The organism is Microbacterium sp. lyk4-40-TSB-66 (genome assembly GCF_030209475.1).
Classification (GTDB): domain Bacteria; phylum Actinomycetota; class Actinomycetes; order Actinomycetales; family Microbacteriaceae; genus Microbacterium.
The window spans coordinates 176,979-193,649 of the sequence record NZ_JARVRW010000002.1; the positions used below are offsets into that span (position 1 = coordinate 176,979).

14 protein-coding genes and 1 tRNA gene are annotated in these 16,671 nt (G+C 70.0%); 5 read left to right on the top strand and 10 right to left on the bottom strand.

The window, feature by feature from the left end:
• Positions 1-180 precede the first annotated feature (180 nt).
• The 7 genes from tmk to QRO03_RS02985 all read right to left on the bottom strand — a co-directional run bounded on the left by tmk (position 181) and on the right by QRO03_RS02985 (position 6,670).
• The gene (tmk, locus tag QRO03_RS02955) at positions 181-855 is read right to left on the bottom strand and encodes a dTMP kinase (RefSeq protein WP_285136029.1); all 675 of its coding nucleotides are present in this window, start codon (positions 853-855) and stop codon (positions 181-183) included.
• A complete protein-coding gene (gene topA / locus QRO03_RS02960) occupies positions 852-3,743 on the bottom strand; it encodes a type I DNA topoisomerase (RefSeq protein ID WP_285136030.1) in 2,892 nt (963 codons plus the stop codon). Before topA ends, tmk begins: the two co-directional genes overlap by 4 nt.
• Positions 3,744-3,803: 60 nt before the next feature.
• Positions 3,804-4,133 carry an Rv3654c family TadE-like protein gene (locus QRO03_RS02965; protein WP_285136031.1) on the bottom strand — a complete coding sequence of 110 codons (330 nt, stop codon included), beginning with the start codon at positions 4,131-4,133 and terminating at the stop codon, positions 3,804-3,806.
• Positions 4,133-4,462: a TadE family type IV pilus minor pilin gene (locus QRO03_RS02970; protein WP_285136032.1), complete on the bottom strand. Its 330-nt coding sequence runs from the start codon at positions 4,460-4,462 to the stop codon at positions 4,133-4,135. Before QRO03_RS02970 ends, QRO03_RS02965 begins: the two co-directional genes overlap by 1 nt.
• Positions 4,459-4,695: a DUF4244 domain-containing protein gene (locus tag QRO03_RS02975; RefSeq protein ID WP_285136033.1), complete on the bottom strand. Its 237-nt coding sequence runs from the start codon at positions 4,693-4,695 to the stop codon at positions 4,459-4,461. The genes QRO03_RS02970 and QRO03_RS02975 overlap by 4 nt, the downstream gene beginning before the upstream one ends.
• A 95-nt stretch (positions 4,696-4,790) precedes the next feature.
• Positions 4,791-5,630, bottom strand: coding sequence for a type II secretion system F family protein (locus tag QRO03_RS02980; RefSeq protein ID WP_285136034.1), 840 nt, complete (start codon positions 5,628-5,630; stop codon positions 4,791-4,793).
• A 56-nt stretch (positions 5,631-5,686) separates the two neighbouring features.
• Positions 5,687-6,670, bottom strand: coding sequence for a TadA family conjugal transfer-associated ATPase (locus QRO03_RS02985; protein WP_285136035.1), 984 nt, complete (start codon positions 6,668-6,670; stop codon positions 5,687-5,689).
• Positions 6,671-7,111: 441 nt separating this feature from the next.
• Between QRO03_RS02985 and acs the strand changes: the two genes are divergently transcribed.
• Positions 7,112-9,079, top strand: coding sequence for an acetate--CoA ligase (acs, locus tag QRO03_RS02990; RefSeq protein WP_285136036.1), 1,968 nt, complete (start codon positions 7,112-7,114; stop codon positions 9,077-9,079).
• Positions 9,080-9,197: 118 nt separating this feature from the next.
• On the opposite strand, the gene QRO03_RS02995 is transcribed toward acs, so the two are convergent.
• From QRO03_RS02995 to sp36, 3 genes are all read right to left on the bottom strand, one after another.
• Positions 9,198-10,013 (bottom strand): hypothetical protein, encoded by an 816-nt coding sequence (locus tag QRO03_RS02995; protein ID WP_285136037.1) that lies wholly within the window; start codon positions 10,011-10,013, stop codon positions 9,198-9,200.
• Between the two features lie 159 nt (positions 10,014-10,172).
• Positions 10,173-10,640 carry a RidA family protein gene (locus tag QRO03_RS03000; RefSeq protein WP_285136038.1) on the bottom strand — a complete coding sequence of 156 codons (468 nt, stop codon included), beginning with the start codon at positions 10,638-10,640 and terminating at the stop codon, positions 10,173-10,175.
• Positions 10,637-10,855, bottom strand: coding sequence for a Sp36 family protein (gene sp36, locus QRO03_RS03005; RefSeq protein ID WP_285136039.1), 219 nt, complete (start codon positions 10,853-10,855; stop codon positions 10,637-10,639). Before sp36 ends, QRO03_RS03000 begins: the two co-directional genes overlap by 4 nt.
• Before the next feature lie 119 nt (positions 10,856-10,974).
• Between sp36 and QRO03_RS03010 the strand changes: the two genes are divergently transcribed.
• The 4 genes from QRO03_RS03010 (at position 10,975) to QRO03_RS03025 (ending at position 16,549) form a co-directional block, all read left to right on the top strand.
• Positions 10,975-13,677: a transglycosylase domain-containing protein gene (locus tag QRO03_RS03010; RefSeq protein ID WP_285136040.1), complete on the top strand. Its 2,703-nt coding sequence runs from the start codon at positions 10,975-10,977 to the stop codon at positions 13,675-13,677.
• Complete coding sequence (locus tag QRO03_RS03015; RefSeq protein ID WP_285136041.1) at positions 13,668-14,597, top strand: metallophosphoesterase; 930 nt, start codon at positions 13,668-13,670, stop codon at positions 14,595-14,597. Before QRO03_RS03010 ends, QRO03_RS03015 begins: the two co-directional genes overlap by 10 nt.
• A 116-nt stretch (positions 14,598-14,713) precedes the next feature.
• Positions 14,714-16,222, top strand: coding sequence for a hypothetical protein (locus QRO03_RS03020; protein WP_285136042.1), 1,509 nt, complete (start codon positions 14,714-14,716; stop codon positions 16,220-16,222).
• 250 nt (positions 16,223-16,472) lie between these two features.
• Positions 16,473-16,549 (top strand) — tRNA-Pro (locus QRO03_RS03025).
• Positions 16,550-16,671: the final 122 nt, after the last annotated feature.

A 16,671-nucleotide genomic window follows, 5' to 3' on the forward strand; every position in this document is an offset into this window, starting at 1 on the left:
GTGCAAACCCCCGACGGTCGGGGCGGCGAGCACCCCCGGCGCCGTCGATCTCGGCGCGCGCCGCAGCGTGTCGATCGCCGTCGGACGTCGCCTCGACGTCCGACGGCGACATGACGGACGTCCCGTCGGCGTTCGACGTCGGCGCGGCGCCGGAGCGCCGCACAGCGGCGACAGCGGGTCTCAGCCGAGACGCTCCGCGACCGCCTCGCGCACGCGGGCCGCGAGCTCGTCGGGCGCCGTTTCCGCGTCGAGCACGAGGAAACGGCGGGGTTCGGCCCCGGCGAGGGCGAGGAAGCCGGCGCGCACGCGGGCGTGGAAATCCTCTTTCTCGGCCTCGAGCCGGTCGAAGGGCTTGTCGTCGGCGTCGAGACGGCGGCGCGCGGCGGCCGGGTCGAGGTCGAGGAGAACCGTCAGATCGGGCAGCAGTCCCTCGGTGGCCCACAGCGACAGCGCGCGGATGTCGTCGGCGTCGAGCACCCGACCGGCGCCCTGATAGGCGACGGACGAGTCGAGGTAGCGGTCCTGGATGACCACGTCGCCGCGTGCCACGGCTGGACGCACGTGCGTGGCGATGTGATGGGCACGGTCCGCTGCGTAGAGCAGCGCCTCTGCACGGGCGTCGATGTGGCCGCGGTGATGCAGGACGATGTCGCGGATGCGTACGCCGACATCGGTTCCGCCCGGCTCGCGGGTGCGGACGACCACACGCCCCTGCTCCCCCAGCCAGCGCTCGAGTAGCGACGCCTGCGTGGTCTTGCCCGCGCCGTCTCCGCCCTCGAAGGTGACGAACAGCCCCGGCCCCCCGGCCGCCGCCGCCCGAGGGGCGTGCAGCGGCCGGGTGAGGTCGTCGGTCACGACGTCTTCGCCGGCGCCTTGCGCGGGGTCGTCGCCGGCGTCGCGGCGGCCGTGGTCGCAGCGGTCTTCGCCGCCGCCGCCTTCGTCGCCGTCGTCTTGGCCGCCGTCGTCTTGGCCGCCGTGGTCTTCGCCGCCGTCGTCCGCGTCGCGGTGGTCTTGGTCGCCGTGGTCTTCGCCGCCGTGGTCTTCGCCGCCGTCGTCTTGGTCGCCGCGGTCTTGCGCGCCGGGGCCGCCTTCTTGGGAGCCGGACCCTTCGCCCGCTTGTCGGCGATGAGCTCGATCGCGCGCTCGAAGGTGATTTCCAACGCGTTCTCACCACGGGGCACCGTGGCGTTGGTCTCGCCGTCGGTGACGTACGGGCCGAATCGGCCGTCCTTGAGCTTGATCGGCTTGCCACTGACGGGGTCGGCGTCGAATTCCTTCAACGCGCTCGACGCCCGGCGGGCTCCGTACTTGGGCTCCGCGTACTTGGCGAGGGCCTCTTCGAGAGTGACGTCGAAGATCTGCTTCTCGTCGTCGAGCGAGCGGGAATCCGTCCCCTTCTTCAGGTACGGACCGAAGCGCCCGTTCTGCGCGGTGATCTCCACGCCCGTCTCGGGATCAATGCCCACGACGCGCGGGAGCGAGAGCAGCTGCAGCGCGGTGTCGAGGTCGACGGTGTCGACGGACATCGAGCGGAACAGCGACGCGGTTCGCGGCTTGGGGGCCACTTCCTTCTTCGCCCCGCGCTTCCTGGGCTGCCCGACGACCTCGCCCGTGGCCTGGTCGACCTCCTCGGGCTCCTCGGCATCCACTTCTTGCACGTAGGGGCCGAAGCGACCGTCCTTCACGACGACGAGCTTGCCGTTCTCGGCGTTCTCCCCCAGCACCCGGTCCCCGGCGACCGGAGCGTCGATGAGTTCCTGCGCCTTGGCGGGGGTGAGTTCGTCGGGTGCGAGGTCTTCGGGGATGTTGACGATCCGGGGCTTCGCCTCGGCATCGGCCGCCGGGTCGGTGACCTCGAGGTAAGGACCGTACTTGCCGAAACGCAGGGTGGCGGTGTCGGTGATACGCGTGGAGTTCAGCTCGCGGGCGTCGATCTCGCCGAGGTTGTCGACGATGTGGCGCAGGCCGACCTGCTTGTCCGACCCGAAGTAGAACGACTTCAGCCACTCGGTGCGGCGCTGCTCGCCGCGCGCGATGGCGTCGAGATCGTCTTCGAGGGCGGCGGTGAAGTCGTAGTCGACGAGGTCGGCGAAGTGCTCCTCGAGCAGCCGCACCACGCTGAACGCGAGCCAGCTCGGGACGAGGGCCTGACCGCGCTTGGACACGTACCCGCGATCGAGGATCACGCCGATGATGCTGGCGAAGGTCGACGGGCGACCGATCCCCTTCTCCTCGAGCGCCTTCACCAGGCTCGCTTCGGTGTAGCGGGGCTTCGGCGAGGTGCTGTGGCCCTTGGGCTCCACGTCGCTGACCGCGAGCTCGTCGCCCACGGCGACAGCCGGGAGCGACTGATCGGCGTCGTCGTCGTTGCGCTTCTCATCGGCGCCCTCTTCATACGCCTCGAGGAAGCCCTTGAAGGTGTAGACGGTTCCGGATGCCGTGAACTCGGCGACCTGGGCCCCGGCTTCCACCGTGAGGGTGACGGTGGTCGTCTCGTACTTGGCATCCGCCATCTGGCTGGCGACGGTGCGCTTCCAGATGAGGTCGTACAGCTTCTGCTCGTCGCGGTCGAGCGACGACGCGAGAGACGCGGGGGTGCGGAAGGTCTCGCCCGAGGGGCGGATGGCCTCGTGCGCCTCCTGCGCGTTCTTCGACTTGCTCTTGTAGACGCGGGGGTTCGCCGGTACGGCCTTGTCGCCGTACAGCGCCACGGCTTGCGCACGTGCGGCCGAGACTGCCTGACCAGAGAGGGCGACCGAGTCGGTGCGCATATAGGTGATGAAGCCCTTCTCGTAGAGCCGCTGAGCGACGCCCATGGCGTGCTTGGCGCTCATCGAGAGCTTGCGTCCGGCCTCCTGCTGCAGGGTGGAGGTGGTGAAGGGGGCGCGAGGGCTGCGCGTGCCCGGCTTCGCCTCGACCTTGGCGACGGTGGCGCGCCCGGCCGCGGTGATGGCGTCGGCCAGAGCACGGGCCCGGGCTTCGTCGAGGACCACGACGGCCTTCTTGAGCTGACCGAGGTCGTCGTAGTCGCCGCCGCGCGCGATGGGGGCGCCGTCCAGGCGGTTCAGACGCGTGGTGAACGACGAACCGGAGCGCGAAGCCAGCGCTTCGACGTCCCAGTACGACGCCGAAACGAAGGCCATGCGCTCGCGTTCGCGCTCGACGACCATGCGCGTCGCCGCCGACTGCACGCGACCCGCGCTGAGCGCGGTGCCCTCGCGGCCGGAACCGACCTTGCGCCACAGCACGGGCGAGACGTCCCAGCCGTAGAGGCGGTCGAGCACGCGACGCGTCTCCTGCGCGTCGACGAGCGAGACGTCGAGGTCGCGCGTGTGCTCCGCGGCGTCGCGGATGGCGTCCTTGGTGATCTCGTGGAAGATCATGCGACGGACGGGGACCTTCGGCTTGAGCACCTCGAGAAGGTGCCACGCGATGGCCTCGCCCTCGCGATCACCATCAGTGGCGAGCAGGACCTCGTCGGCGCCCTTGAGCGCGCGCTTCAGCTCGGCGACCGTCTTGGTCTTGCGGTCGTTCACGACGTAGAACGGGTCGAAGTCGTTCTCGACGTCGATGGAGTACTTGCCGTACGCCGCCTTCTTGTCGGCCGGGATCTCTTTCTTCGACGCCAGGTCGCGGATGTGACCGACCGAGCTGAGCACCTCGTAGTCGTCGCCGAGGTATCCCTGGATCGACTTCATCTTCGTCGGGGACTCGACGATGACGAGCTTCTTGCCGTTTGCCACTGGGGTCCTTTCGTCGATGCACACCATACACACGCCTCCCTGTCCGGGTTCCGGGAGGTCTCACGGGGCGAACGCGTCGGGGGGTCCGGCCCGGGAGCGCACATCGAATGGAATTCCACCGTACGCCCCGCCGACGGTGATGGTGGCGACCAAGCCCTCCAGATCGCATCGGATCAGACGGACCTCGTGCGCCGCGGCGACCCGGGCGGCCTGCTCGCACGGCACGCCGGGCACCGCTCCGCTCGCGGCGTCGGCCGCGGCGAGAGCGGTCGCGTCGGCCACGCCCGCCACTCGCTGGGCTTCGATCGCCGCGGCACCGGCGAGCCCGAGCGATACGGTCACGGCCACCAGGGTCGCCACGACGCCGACGACCGAGACGCTGCCCGCCATCACCGACCCCCATCGAGCGCGCACGCCCGGGCCGTGACCTCGGGCAACGGCGGCCCCACCGGAACGGGTGCCACGGCGGCCACGCACACCAGCCCGTCGTGGCGTTCGACGGACGCCGTCCCACCGATCTCGGCGATGCCCGTGAGGTAGCCGGTGTCGCCACGACCGAGCAGGCGGGCGGCCTCCGACGCGGCGTGCTGCAGACGCACGGTCGCCGCCGCCGATCCGAGGACCCCGACCCCGAGGGCGAGAACGATGATCACCGCCGGGAGCGCCACCGCGAACTCCGCGGTGACGGCCCCCCGGTCGTCGAGCAGTCGCCGCGTCATTGCACGGTGAGCGCTCGTCGGACCAGATCGGTGAGGATGCCGCGGACCTCGTCGCTGCGCATGATGACGACGAGCAGACCGGCGAAGGCGACGGCCGCCATGGTCGCGATGGCGTACTCGGCCGTCGCCGCACCGCGGTCGTCGAGGAAGAGCGCTCCCGCGCGCGCGGTCGTCAGCGGCGGCAGCCCCGCGGCCGGGCTCTGCGGACGGAACGGGTTCGGAACAGTGGTCATGGGGAACTCCTGATGTCGAGGTGAGCGAGGGGTGTCGAGGTGAGCGAGGGGTGTCGAGGTGAGGGAAGGGTAGGGAGGGGCGAGCGATGTGGACGTCACGGCAAGGCCCCGGACCGCAGGATGCCGAGCATCATCGGGGCCACCGCGAGGAGGAGGAACGCGGGGAGCGTGCAGATCCCCAGGGGGAGCAGCAGTCGAGTCGACAACCGTGCCGCCGCGGTGCGGCCCGCGGTGCGTGCGCGCTGTCGGGCGAGCCAGGCGTCGGCGCGGAGCAGCTCGGCGGCGGGGACTCCGGCGCGGTGGGCGAACGCGACCGTGTCCGCCGCGTCATCGAGCGGGCCGTCGGAGGAGCGGGCGCGCAGCGCGGTGTCCACCAGCGAGCGCACACGGTCGGCCGAGGCTCCGGCCGAGAGGGCGACGGCCCACAGTTCCGCGCGGAGCCCGGGAACCGACGTGGGCGGCCGGGCGCGGTGCGTGAGCCGACGCGACCACGACCGTGCGACCACGATGAGGGTGGTCCCCACCGCGAGGCAGACCATTCCCGCCGGGTCCGAGAAGAGGATGCCGACGGAGTCGAATCCGAGAGCCATGCCCATCGGCACACCCAGCAGCGGCAACCAGCTCAGGAGCTTCGCCGTGGCTGCGGGCTCCGCGAGGGCGACGGCCACGTCGGCTGCGACCTCGGTGGCGTCGCGGAGGGCGCCGCCCACGGCTCGGAGGGTGTCGGCGAGCGGTGCGCCCGTATGGACCGCGACGGACCAGATCGCGGCGACGTCCGTCCACGACACCCCGGCCGCGGCGAGCACGGCACCCACGTCGTCGCCCACCGCAGCAGCGCGCGCGGCGGCGCGGCAGACGGGGTCACCGGTGTCCGCGAGATGCCCCCAGGCGGTCGCGGGGGTCAGACCGGCCGACAACAGCACCGCGAGGCGCATGATCGTCTCGATCGGATCGGCCGCGCTGGCGTCTGGCCGAACCCGCGCGCCGGCTCTCACGCCCACCGCTCGGGCTCGATGCCGATGCGTCCCGCACGCAAGGTGGGTCGACCCCACCCGACCACGCGCCGTTGCCCCGCGATCCGCTCGACGTGCACCACGGCGTCGATCGCGCTGACCGTCTGCCGCGCCGTGCCAGCGGCATCCATCCCCGAGAGCGCCCCGAGTGCCTCGAGTCGGGCCGCGACGTCGGTGAGCCCGCTCGCGTGCAGGGTTCCGGCCCCTCCGTCGTGACCGGTGTTGAGCGCCATGAGGAGCTCTCGAAGTTCTTCGCCTCGGCATTCGCCGACGACCAATCGGTCCGGCCGCATCCGAAGCGCCTCGCGGACGAGCCGGGCCAGCGGTATCCCCCCGGTTCCCTCGATGTTGGACTGTCGAGCCTCGAGGGCGACGTGGTGCGGATGCGCGGGGCGCAGCTCGGCCACCTCTTCGACCGTGATGATGCGCTGCGTGGCCGGCACGTGCGAGAGCAGGGCTGACAGCAGTGTCGTCTTCCCGGCCCCCGTGGCTCCCGTGATCAGCACGTTCTCGCGGCGTTCCACCATGCTCTCGAGGCGTTCGCGTTGGCGCGCGGAGAGCATTCCGCTGCGTTCGAGATCCGACAGATCGGGCGCGTCCCAGCGCGGTACGCGCACCGACAGCGCCGTGCCGCTCGCCGCGACGGGAGCCAGGACGGCGTGGACCCGCACACCGCGAGCGAGGCGGACATCGACGCACGGCGATGCGTCATCGAGATGACGCCCGCCGAGCGCGATCAGACGGACGGCGACGTGACGCACCTCGGTCTCGCTCGCGCGCCACGACGGTACGCGCTCGGCGCCGTCGCCCCGGTCGACGAAGAGACCCCGGTCGCCGTTGATGAAGAGGTCCGTGACGGCGGGGTCGTCGAGGAATGGGCGCAGGAACGACAGCGCCGGATCCCGCCAGGCGGCGGAGACCAGGTCGGGATCGATCGGATGGACCGGTGCGAGCGGGGACATGCCGAAGACCGTACGGATGACGCCGTCGCCGTCGTCGACGAAGAGGGCCGATCCGTGGACGGCCGTCGAAGATCGGCACCTGGGGAGGGACCCCGGCCGATTGTCTCGCCCGCCGATGCACGGCGGGCGACGAGGCCGCGAAAGGAGGAGGCGGCATCCCTTCAGTGGGGGGCGAGGGATGCCGCCGTGCGGCCGGAGGAATATTGGGGGGCTCCCCCCGGACGCAAATGCCGGAAGCGATGTTCGGGCTCACTCAGATTACGCGTGCCGAAAAGCCCGCACCAACTCGACGCACCTATTCATCGCGATATATCACCTGTTTCGCCGAATTCGGGATGCCAACTATCGGAGGTGGCCCCCGTCGAAGGGGGTCGATAGCGTGACCCAGGTGAAGACGCCGTGCGCTGACGCGGGCGTCACGTAACGCGAAGGAGCGCCGCGATGAGCAGCCAGATCGACCACCTCCTCTCCGAATCCCGCCGGTTCCCGCCGTCGGCCGAGTTCGTCGACGATGCCGTGGGCGACCGCGGCCTGTACGACCGCGCGGCCGCCGACCGCGAGGGCTTCTGGGCCGAACAGGCGCGCGACCTGCATTGGCACACGCCTTTCACGCAGGTGCTGGATTGGTCCAACCCGCCGTTCGCCGAGTGGTTCGCCGACGGCGAGCTGAACGTCGCCTACAACTGTCTCGACCGTCACGTCGAGGCGGGTCACGGCGATCGCGTCGCGCTGCGGTGGGAAGGTGAACCCGGCGACTCGCGCAACGTCACGTACGCCGAGCTCACCGACGAGGTCAAGCGCCTCGCCAACGTTCTCACCGGTCTCGGCGTGGAGAAGGGCGACCGCGTCGCCCTGTACCTGCCGATGATCCCCGAGGCGATCGCCTCGATGCTGGCGGTCGCCCGTATCGGCGCGGTCCACTCGGTCGTGTTCGGTGGATTCTCGGCCGACAGTCTCCGCGCCCGCATCGATGACGCCGGGGCGAAGGTCGTGATCACCGCCGACGGCGGTTGGCGCAAGGGCAAGGTCTCCCCCCTCAAACCCGCGGTCGACCAGTCTCTCGCCGACCGCAACGGCTCCGGCATCCAGGAGACCGTCGAGCACGTCATCGTCGTCAAGCGCGGAGGGAACGAGGTCGAATGGACGCAGGACCGCGACCTCTGGTGGCACGACGTCGTCCCGCAGGCGTCGGCCGAGCACGAGGCACAGGCCTTCCCGGCAGAGACGCCGCTGTTCATCCTGTACACCTCGGGTACGACGGGTAAACCCAAGGGCATCTTGCACACCTCGGGCGGCTACCTCACGCAGGCGGCCTTCACCAACCGCGTCGTGCACGACGTCCACCCCGAGTCCGACGTCTACTGGTGCACGGCGGACATCGGCTGGATCACGGGCCACACCTACGTGACGTACGGTCCCCTCGCCAATGGAGCGACGCAGCTGCTGTACGAGGGAACCCCCGACACGCCGCACCCGGGCCGCTGGTGGGAGCTCATCGAGAAGCACGGGGTGACCATCTTCTACACGGCACCCACCGCCATCCGCTCCTTCATGAAGATCGGCCGCGACGTCCCGCAGAAGTTCGACCTGTCGACGCTCCGCCTCCTCGGGTCGGTGGGCGAGCCCATCAATCCCGAGGCGTGGGTCTGGTATCGCGAGATCATCGGCGCCGACCGGACGCCGATCGTCGACACGTGGTGGCAGACCGAGACCGGCGCCATCATAATCTCGGCCCTCCCGGGGGTGACCGAGACCAAACCCGGCTCCGCCCAGGTGCCGTTGCCCGGCATCTCGATCGCCGTGGTCGACGACAGCGGCGAACCCGTCGCGAACGGCAGCGGCGGCCTGCTCGTCGTGACCGAGCCGTGGCCCAGCATGCTCCGCGGGATCTGGGGCGACCCCGACCGCTACCGCGAGACGTACTGGGACAAGTTCGCCGACAAGGGCTACTACTTCGCCGGCGACGGCGCCCGTCTCGACGAGGACGGCGACGTCTGGCTCCTCGGACGCGTGGACGACGTCATGAACGTCTCGGGGCACCGCCTGTCGACGGCCGAGATCGAATCCGCGCTCGTCGGACACGAGGGTGTGGCCGAAGCGGCCGTGGTGGGTGCCTCCGACGAGACCACGGGCCAGGCGGTGGTCGCCTTCGTGATCATCAAGAGCCGCTACCTGAAGCAGAAGCCCGTCGACGGCCTCGGCGACGAGCTGCGGCGGTGGGTCGGCGAGCAGATCGGGCCCATCGCCCGCCCGAGGGACGTCTACATCGTCGGGGAACTGCCCAAGACCCGCTCGGGGAAGATCATGCGCCGTCTCTTGCGCGATGTGGCCGAAGGTCGCGAGGTCGGTGACACCACGACGCTCGCGGACACGGCCGTGATGAGCGTGATCAGCGCCCAGGTGAAGTAGCGCCGCCGTCGCGTGGATGCCGGGTGACCGGCATCCACGTGACGACGGAGCGCGCGGGGTCAGCGCCCGCAGACACGAAGACGGGGCCGTTCGTACGAACGGCCCCGTCTCGTCGTCATCAGATGGAGCGGCGGCGACGCAGCACCAGCATGAACGCACCGGCCGCGAGGACACCGGCGGCGATCAGCGCGATGGGCAGCAGGGCGGCGCCGGACATACCGGTCGTCGCGAGCGAACCCTTACCGGACTGGCCGTTGGCCGCCGGCACGGGCACCGCGGTCGCCGTGGCGGTCGCGGTGGCGGTCGGTGCGACCGTCGGCGTCGACGTGGCCGTCGGCGTGGCGGTCGGCGTCGGGCCACCGGTCGGGGCCGTGGTCGGCGTCGGCGTGGACGTCGGCTGAGCGGTGGGCGTCGCGGTCGGCGTGGCCGTCGGCGTCGCCGTGGGCGTCGCGGTCGGCGTGGCCGTCGGCGTCGCGGTCGGCGTCGGCGTCGGGGTGGGCTTCGGCGGCAGGTCGCAGCCGATCACCGTGACGCGCGAGTCCCAGGCCGTGATGACGCCCGAGGTCCACTCGGGGTCGCCGCCGCGCGAGGAGGAACCGAAAGCGACACCCGCGGTGGTGTCCAGATCGCTGCAGTCGTACCCGTCGAACGACGCCGACCAGGTCCACGTCTCACCGGGCGCGAAGCGCTTCTCGCTGAAGGTCTCGATCCACCCGTTGGTCTGGGCGACCGTCGCCGAGCCGTAGGCGGTGACCGCCGAGGTGTTCTTCGCCCAGACGGCGACGTCGACCTCGTTGGGCGTGGTGAAGTCCAGCGTGACCCGCACATCACCCGTGATGTCGGCCGCGTAGGCAGCGGGGACGCTGATCCCGGCGCCGACCGCGAGGGCGAGTGCCGTTGCGCCGGCCGCCCAGAATTTCGTCGTCTTCTTCATTTTTCCCCGTTTTCCCCTAAAGAATGTGCCCCCCACAGCACGTGGAAGGCGAGCGCAGGTGCGCTTCCCCGTAAATACCCTAATCATTCGATGGGCATATTCTGAAAACCGAAATGACACGCTAGGTTACGCTTTCGCTTCCTGGCAGTGCCTCGGCGATCAGACGACGGTGAAGACGACCTCGACCTCGACCGGGCTGTCCAGGGGCAGGACGGGCACTCCGACCGCCGAACGCGCGTGGGCGCCGGCCTCTCCGAAGACCTCGCCGAAGAATTCGCTCGCCCCGTTGATCACGGCCGGCTGACCGGTGAATTCGGGGACGGATGCCACGAAGCCGGTGAGTTTGAGCACTCCACCGAGGTTGTCGACGCCTCCGACGACCGCCGCCGCTGCCGCGATGGCGTTGAGCGCGCACTGACGCGCGCACGACCGCGCATCCGCCGGGGTCACGAGTCCCTCGGCCTCGCCCACTTTGCCCGTCGCCGGGAGGGCACCCTGCACCATCGGCAGCTGGCCCGAGGTGTAGACGAGATCGCCGTGACGTTTCGCGGGAATGTAGGCGGCGACGGGGGGAACGACGGCCGGGACGTCGACGCCGAGCGCGGCGAGGCGCTCGGAGACGCTCACTGCTGACCCTCGAACTGGCGCGCAGCAGCCTCTGCGGCGCCGAGACCGGTGTTGGCGGTCCCGCCGCCGGTCGGACGCTTGAGGTACGCCACGAGGCCCCCCTCGGGCCCGGGCACCACCTGCACGAGCTCCCACCCCTGCTTCCCCCAGTTGTTGAGGATGGCGGCGGTGTTGTGGATCAGCAGCGGAGTGGTGAGGTATTCCCACGTGGTCATTGTCGGGCTCCCGGCGATGGCTCGGCGCGCAGACATGATGCGCGCGCGGACGGATGGCGTACGCGCGCGAGCGCACGCCTTCAAGGCATCGCCCAGCAACGTCGCTTAGCATCAACCCTATGCCCGAGAACAAACGTACGGCTAGCGGTGCCCTCGGCGGCATCCTGGGCCTCGTCGGACTCAGCGCGGTCGCCGGACTCCTGGTCACCGCAGCTGTCACGCCGGCCATCGCCGTCTCCGGTGCCGCTGCCTCCAGCGCCATCACGATCTTCGACAAGATGCCGAGCTACCTGCAGCCCGACGAGCTGATGCAGCCCACCACGCTGATGGCCGGCGACCGGGTGCTGGCGAAGTTCTACGACCAGAACCGCTCCCCCGTCACCTTCGAGCAGATCGCGCCCGTGATGTACGACGCGGTGCTGTCGTCGGAAGACCCCCGCTACTACCAGCACGGCGGTGTCGACCTCATCGGCACCACGCGCGCGTTGCTCAACAACGCCGCCAGCGGTGCGACGCAGGGTGGCTCCTCGATCAGTCAGCAGTACGTGAAGAACGTTCTCGTGCAGCGTTGCGAGCGCGACGCGAAAGCCGTGGAGCCGACCGACACCGACCCGGTGGGCAAGACGCGTGACGAAGCACTTCAGGAATGCGCCTTCGCGGCCGTCCAGGCCGAAGGGCCCGAGGGCTACCAGCGCAAGCTGCAGGAGATGCGCTACGCCATCCAGCTCGAGAAGGAATTCTCGAAGGACCAGATCCTGCTCGGCTACCTCAACATCGCCAACTTCGGCGGCGTGACGTACGGCATCGACGCCGCGGCCAAGCGCTACTTCAACGTCTCGGCCTCCCAGCTGAACATCGGGCAGTCCGCGATCCTCGCCGGCATGGTGCAGAACCCGAACCGCTTCCGCATCGACCGTGCCGAAGGCTCGATCGTCGACGCAGATGGAACGGCCTACAACAAGCAGCCCGACGGCTCGATCGACGACGTCGACCAGAGCACGATCCAGGGGCTCTACACGCTGCGCGACAACGGCGAGATCACGCAGGAACAGCTCGTCGCCGCCGCCGACGGGTACAGCGAGACCAAGGGCCGTCAGCTCTACGTGCTCAGCCGCATGGAGGCCGACGGAAAGATCACGCACGAACAGTACGTGCAGTTCGCCGTCGAGCCGATCACGCCGCAGATCTCCGAGACCGAGCAGGGCTGCGGCTCGTCGGGCGCCCCGTACTTCTGTCAGTACGTCGTCTCGACGATCTTGAACGACCCCGCCTTCGGCGCGGAGACCGACGACCGCGTTCGGGCGCTCCGCCAGGACGGCCTGACCATCCAGACCACGCTGGACTGGCGTATGCAGGACGCCGCGCAGACCACGATGAACGAGAACACCCCCGAGAGCATCGAGGGGATGAAGTTCGGGTCGACCGCCGTCAGTCTCGAGGCCAAGACCGGGCGCGTTCTCGCGATTGCGCAGAACACCAAGTTCACCCAGGACCTGGAGCTCTCGCAGGCCGACCCGTCGTACAACTCGATCGTCTTCGCCGGCGACTCCACGAACGGTGGCTCGATCGGGTTCCCCGTCGGATCGACGTTCAAGCTGTTCACCCTGGTCGACTGGCTCGAGAAGGGCCACTCTCTGAACGAGTCGCTCAACGGCCGCCTCCGACCGGTTCCGAACATGACGAACTCGTGTTCGGGGAACTGGGTCAACCAGGAGAACACCACCATCAACAACTTCGCGCAGAACCGGGGCTACGTAGGCACGCCCATGATGTTCACGCGCGATTCGCTGAACACCGGCTACCTCGCGATGGCGGCCGAACTCGACCTGTGCGACATCTCCAAGGTCGTGAAGAAGATGGGCGTGACGCGAGGTGACGGAAGCGACATCCTCATGGAGAACGCGAATGAGGTCATCGGAAGCGACAACGTCTCGCCCCTCGCCATGGCCAGCGCCTTCGCCACGGTCGCCAACGGCGGGAACCGCTGCCAGCCCAAGGTCATCGACAAGGTGACGACGGCAGACGGCGAGGAGCGACGCATCCCCGAGCGGACGTGCGCGCCGGTGCTCACGCCCGAGATCGCAGCGACCACCGCCTATGCCCTTCAGGGCGTCATGCAGCGCGGCGGCACCGGTGTCGACGCCAACCCCTTCGACGGCACCCCCGTCATGGGCAAGACCGGCACGCACGAAGGCTTCCAGACCTGGATGATCGAGTCGTCGACGAACGCGACGACCGCTGTCTGGGTCGGGAACTACGACGGCGACAAGGACCTGTTCGGGGAGTATGCCAAGGGCAACGAGCTGAGCAGCATGCGGTACGTCCTGGCCAATGACATCCAGAGCGCCGCGAACGAGTTCTACGGCGGCGACCGGTTCCCGGATCCGGTGTCGAACCTCCTGCGCACGCAGCAGCGCGATCTGCCCAACGTCGTGGGTCAGAGCATCGACAGTGCCCGGTCGACCCTGACCGGCGCCGGCTTCCGCGTCACCGTGGGAGATCCCGTCGACTCCGCGTCCGGCACCGACACCGTGGCCGCGCAGAGCCCCAACGGCGGCTCCGCTCCGGCCGGATCGACCATCACGATCAACCCCGGCAACGGCCAGACCGGCACCGTGCCGAACGTGGACGGGCAGACGGTGACCGCCGCCCAGGCGTCGCTGGCGGGCGCGGGCTACACCAACATCTCCATCGGGGGATGCCAGCGTGACGCCAACGCCCCGGCCGAGGGTCAGGTCGTCAGCACCAACCCGGCCGGTGGCACCGCCGCCAACAGGAACACGGCGATCGCTCTGTCGGTCGTGGCGAAGGAATGCCCGTGACGCGCCCCCTCGTGACCGCCGCCCTCGCGCCCCTCGGGGTCGCGGGGGCGGCGGTCGTCGGGGCCGCTGCCTGGGGTGTCGGTGTCGAGCGCTATCTCTTCACGGTGCGCTACCACGCGCTCCGATTGCTGCCCAAGGGTGCGGAACCCCTGCGCGTCCTCCACGTGTCCGACGCCCACATGGCGCCGTGGCAGCACCGCAAGCAGGAGTGGATGGCGCGGCTGGCGGAGCTCTCCCCCGATCTCGTCATCAACACGGGCGACAACCTGGGTCACCGCGACGGACTCACCGGCATCCGAACCGCCCTCTCCCCCCTCCGCGGTGTGCCGGGCCTCGTCGTGCACGGCTCGAACGACTACCAGGAGCCGGCTCCGCGTAACCCGTTCCGCTACTTCATCGGGCCGTCGGGGCATCTTCCGGCGCACAAGCACCTCGATGTGGACGCGCTCGACCGGTTCTTCACCGACGACCTCGGGTGGAGCATCCTGGACGACACGGCCGTGTCGGTGGAGATCAAGGGGCTGCGCGTGAACGCCCTCGGTGTCAACGACGGACACCGCGGGTGGGACCACCCCGAGCTGATCCCACCGGTCCTCGAGACCCTGGATGCCGCCGACATCACCCTCGGCGTGATGCACGCGCCCTACCGGCGCACGCTCGACACGTTCACCGGCCTCGGCGCCGACGTGCTGCTGGCGGGCCACACACACGGCGGGCAGGTGCGCGTGCCGTTCAGCCCCAACGCACTCGTCTCGAACTGCGATATCCCGCTCGACCAGGCCCGAGGCCTCAGCGAGTGGACGCACGACGGACGCACGGTGCCGTTGAACGTGAGCGCGGGTCTCGGCCATTCGATCTACGCGCCCGTGCGGTTCGGGTGCCGCCCCGAGGCGACGCTGCTGACGCTGCTGCCCCGCTGAGGCATCCTCCCCACCCGCACAAGGGGCTGATCCATCCACGGATCGGTCCCTTGTGCCGTTTCCGCGGGGGCGACGTGTCGGACGATCGAGTCTCCTCGAACGAAGGGACTCCTCGCATGCACCATCCTCCTCCGTCACGTCGACGAACCCTCGCCGCGTTCACCGTCATCGCCGCGCTGCTCGGCGGCCTCGGCATGGCCCCGGCCGCCCATGCCGCCGAGCGCGGCACCGGCTTCGGCACGTGGGCGCCACTGTCGCGCACGGGCTGGCACGGTTCGATGCGCGTGGGCGATGTGCACACCTACTGCATCCATCCCGGGCTTCCCGTCGCCACCGATGCGACCACCGACCGCGGTGTCTCATCGGACGTCAACGGCCTGAGCCCGCAGCAGCTGGTGTCGATCAACCACCTCGTCACCACCTACGGACAGACCGACGATCCCGTGCAGGCGGCCGGCGTCGGGTGGGCCGTGAAGGCCATCGTCGATCGTGACACGACCCTGCACTCGTGGGGGTACACCGGCGACAGCCTGCCCGAGGCGATCGACTACATCATGCGTCGGGCCAGCCCCGAGAACAGCGCGGCCGTGCAGGAACGGGCGGTGCGTTATCTCGCCGAGGCCGAGAGCATCCCCGTTCCGCGCGTCGGAGGGGCGCTGGCGCGGACGACACGTGACGACGATCCGACCCGTGGCACCGTGACCGCCGACGTGGACTCCTCCGCGACGGGCACCCTGCACCTCGAGAACGCGGTCTTCGCCGACACCGGTCGAGCTGATCGTGCGGACGTGCACGCCGGGCAGGGCTACGACATCATCGCGCCCGCGTCCTCGTCCGATGACGGCCGTCCGTACAGCGTCCGGGCGACGGGGACCTTCTCGGTGGGCTCCGCCGCCGTCCACTACTTCTCCACTCCCGGTCAGCAGGAGTCGGCCGGGCCCGCCGGCCCGACGACGTTCACGCTGTCGGCACAGGACGCCGCTCCTCGTCTCGTCCGGTTCTCGCCCCGCATCGAAACGACCGCGCGCATCGAGGACGGTCGCTTCGCCGATCGCGTCACCGTGTCGACCGCCGACGGCGTCTGGCCGCGCCACGCGGACGGTTCGTTCGTGGTGATCGCCGCGACAGCCGATGTCTATCGAACGGGCGCCTATCCGGCCGAATCGGCCGAGATCCCGTCGAACCTCACTCCGGTGATGCGACTCGACCTGCGAACGGACCCGACCGCCGGCGCCGGAGCCTACGAGGTCCGGTCGGAGCACCTGCCCGGTCCGGGGGTCTACACGGCCGTGTGGCGCGTCGCTCGAGCGGATCAGGATGCCGACGCACTCGCCCATCTGCCGGCCGACTACCTGTGGCAGGAGCGCTTCGCCTCCCCCGCGCAGACCGAGCAGCTCGCCCCCACGCCGCCTCCCGTAGATCCGAAACCGTCTCCCACGCCTCCCGCCGCCGTCACTCCCCCACCGGCTCCCGCGCCGTCCACGCCCGCCGCCCCCGCGGCCCTGGCCACGACGGGGATGTCCGCGGCGTCGCTGGGCGGCGCGGGCGGGGCGGCTGCGGCGGTGGTCGGGATCGGTGTGATCGCCTGGGGTGTCGCTCGGCGTCGGTCCACTCCGAGGATCTGAATTCGAGCGACGGATCGGGTCGGGCGACCGGAACTCGCCGGCGGCCCCGCCTCAGCCATCCGGGTCCGCAACCGTCACGCCGATGACGCCGCACCCGCGGTCGTCCTCGTCACCACGTCGAGGACGGCCGCGGATGGTCTCCCCACCGCGCACGCGCCCGCCGGGGCCGGCTGACTCCCCGCGACGCGCCCGAACCTTCACTCTGGTTCGTCGCAGGGGTCGGAACAGGGTAGACTTTTCAAGTTGCTCACGGGGTGTGGCGCAGCTTGGTAGCGCGCGTCGTTCGGGACGACGAGGCCGCAGGTTCAAATCCTGTCACCCCGACCAGTGCATGAATCGACAGAGAGCCTCCCGCGGATCGCGGGGGGCTCTCTTGCGTGAGTGGCCGCCGTTCCCCTGTCGATGGACGAAGATCGACGCCGTCCGGGCGGCAGCGCCACGGCACGCGC

Bases quoted from the DNA above. Each gene is read 5' to 3' on its own strand.
- QRO03_RS03020 (WP_285136042.1), top strand. From the start codon at position 14,714: ATGCACCATCCTCCTCCGTCACGTCGACGAACCCTCGCCGCGTTCACC.
- QRO03_RS02995 (WP_285136037.1), bottom strand. From the start codon at position 10,013: ATGAAGAAGACGACGAAATTCTGGGCGGCCGGCGCAACGGCACTCGCC.
- QRO03_RS02980 (WP_285136034.1), bottom strand. From the start codon at position 5,630: ATGCGCCTCGCGGTGCTGTTGTCGGCCGGTCTGACCCCCGCGACCGCC.
- QRO03_RS02975 (WP_285136033.1), bottom strand. From the start codon at position 4,695: ATGACCACTGTTCCGAACCCGTTCCGTCCGCAGAGCCCGGCCGCGGGG.
- sp36 (WP_285136039.1), bottom strand. From the start codon at position 10,855: ATGACCACGTGGGAATACCTCACCACTCCGCTGCTGATCCACAACACC.
- QRO03_RS02970 (WP_285136032.1), bottom strand. From the start codon at position 4,462: ATGACGCGGCGACTGCTCGACGACCGGGGGGCCGTCACCGCGGAGTTC.
- QRO03_RS03015 (WP_285136041.1), top strand. From the start codon at position 13,668: ATGCCCGTGACGCGCCCCCTCGTGACCGCCGCCCTCGCGCCCCTCGGG.
- QRO03_RS02965 (WP_285136031.1), bottom strand. From the start codon at position 4,133: ATGGCGGGCAGCGTCTCGGTCGTCGGCGTCGTGGCGACCCTGGTGGCC.
- acs (WP_285136036.1), top strand. From the start codon at position 7,112: ATGAGCAGCCAGATCGACCACCTCCTCTCCGAATCCCGCCGGTTCCCG.
- QRO03_RS03010 (WP_285136040.1), top strand. From the start codon at position 10,975: ATGCCCGAGAACAAACGTACGGCTAGCGGTGCCCTCGGCGGCATCCTG.
- QRO03_RS02985 (WP_285136035.1), bottom strand. From the start codon at position 6,670: ATGTCCCCGCTCGCACCGGTCCATCCGATCGATCCCGACCTGGTCTCC.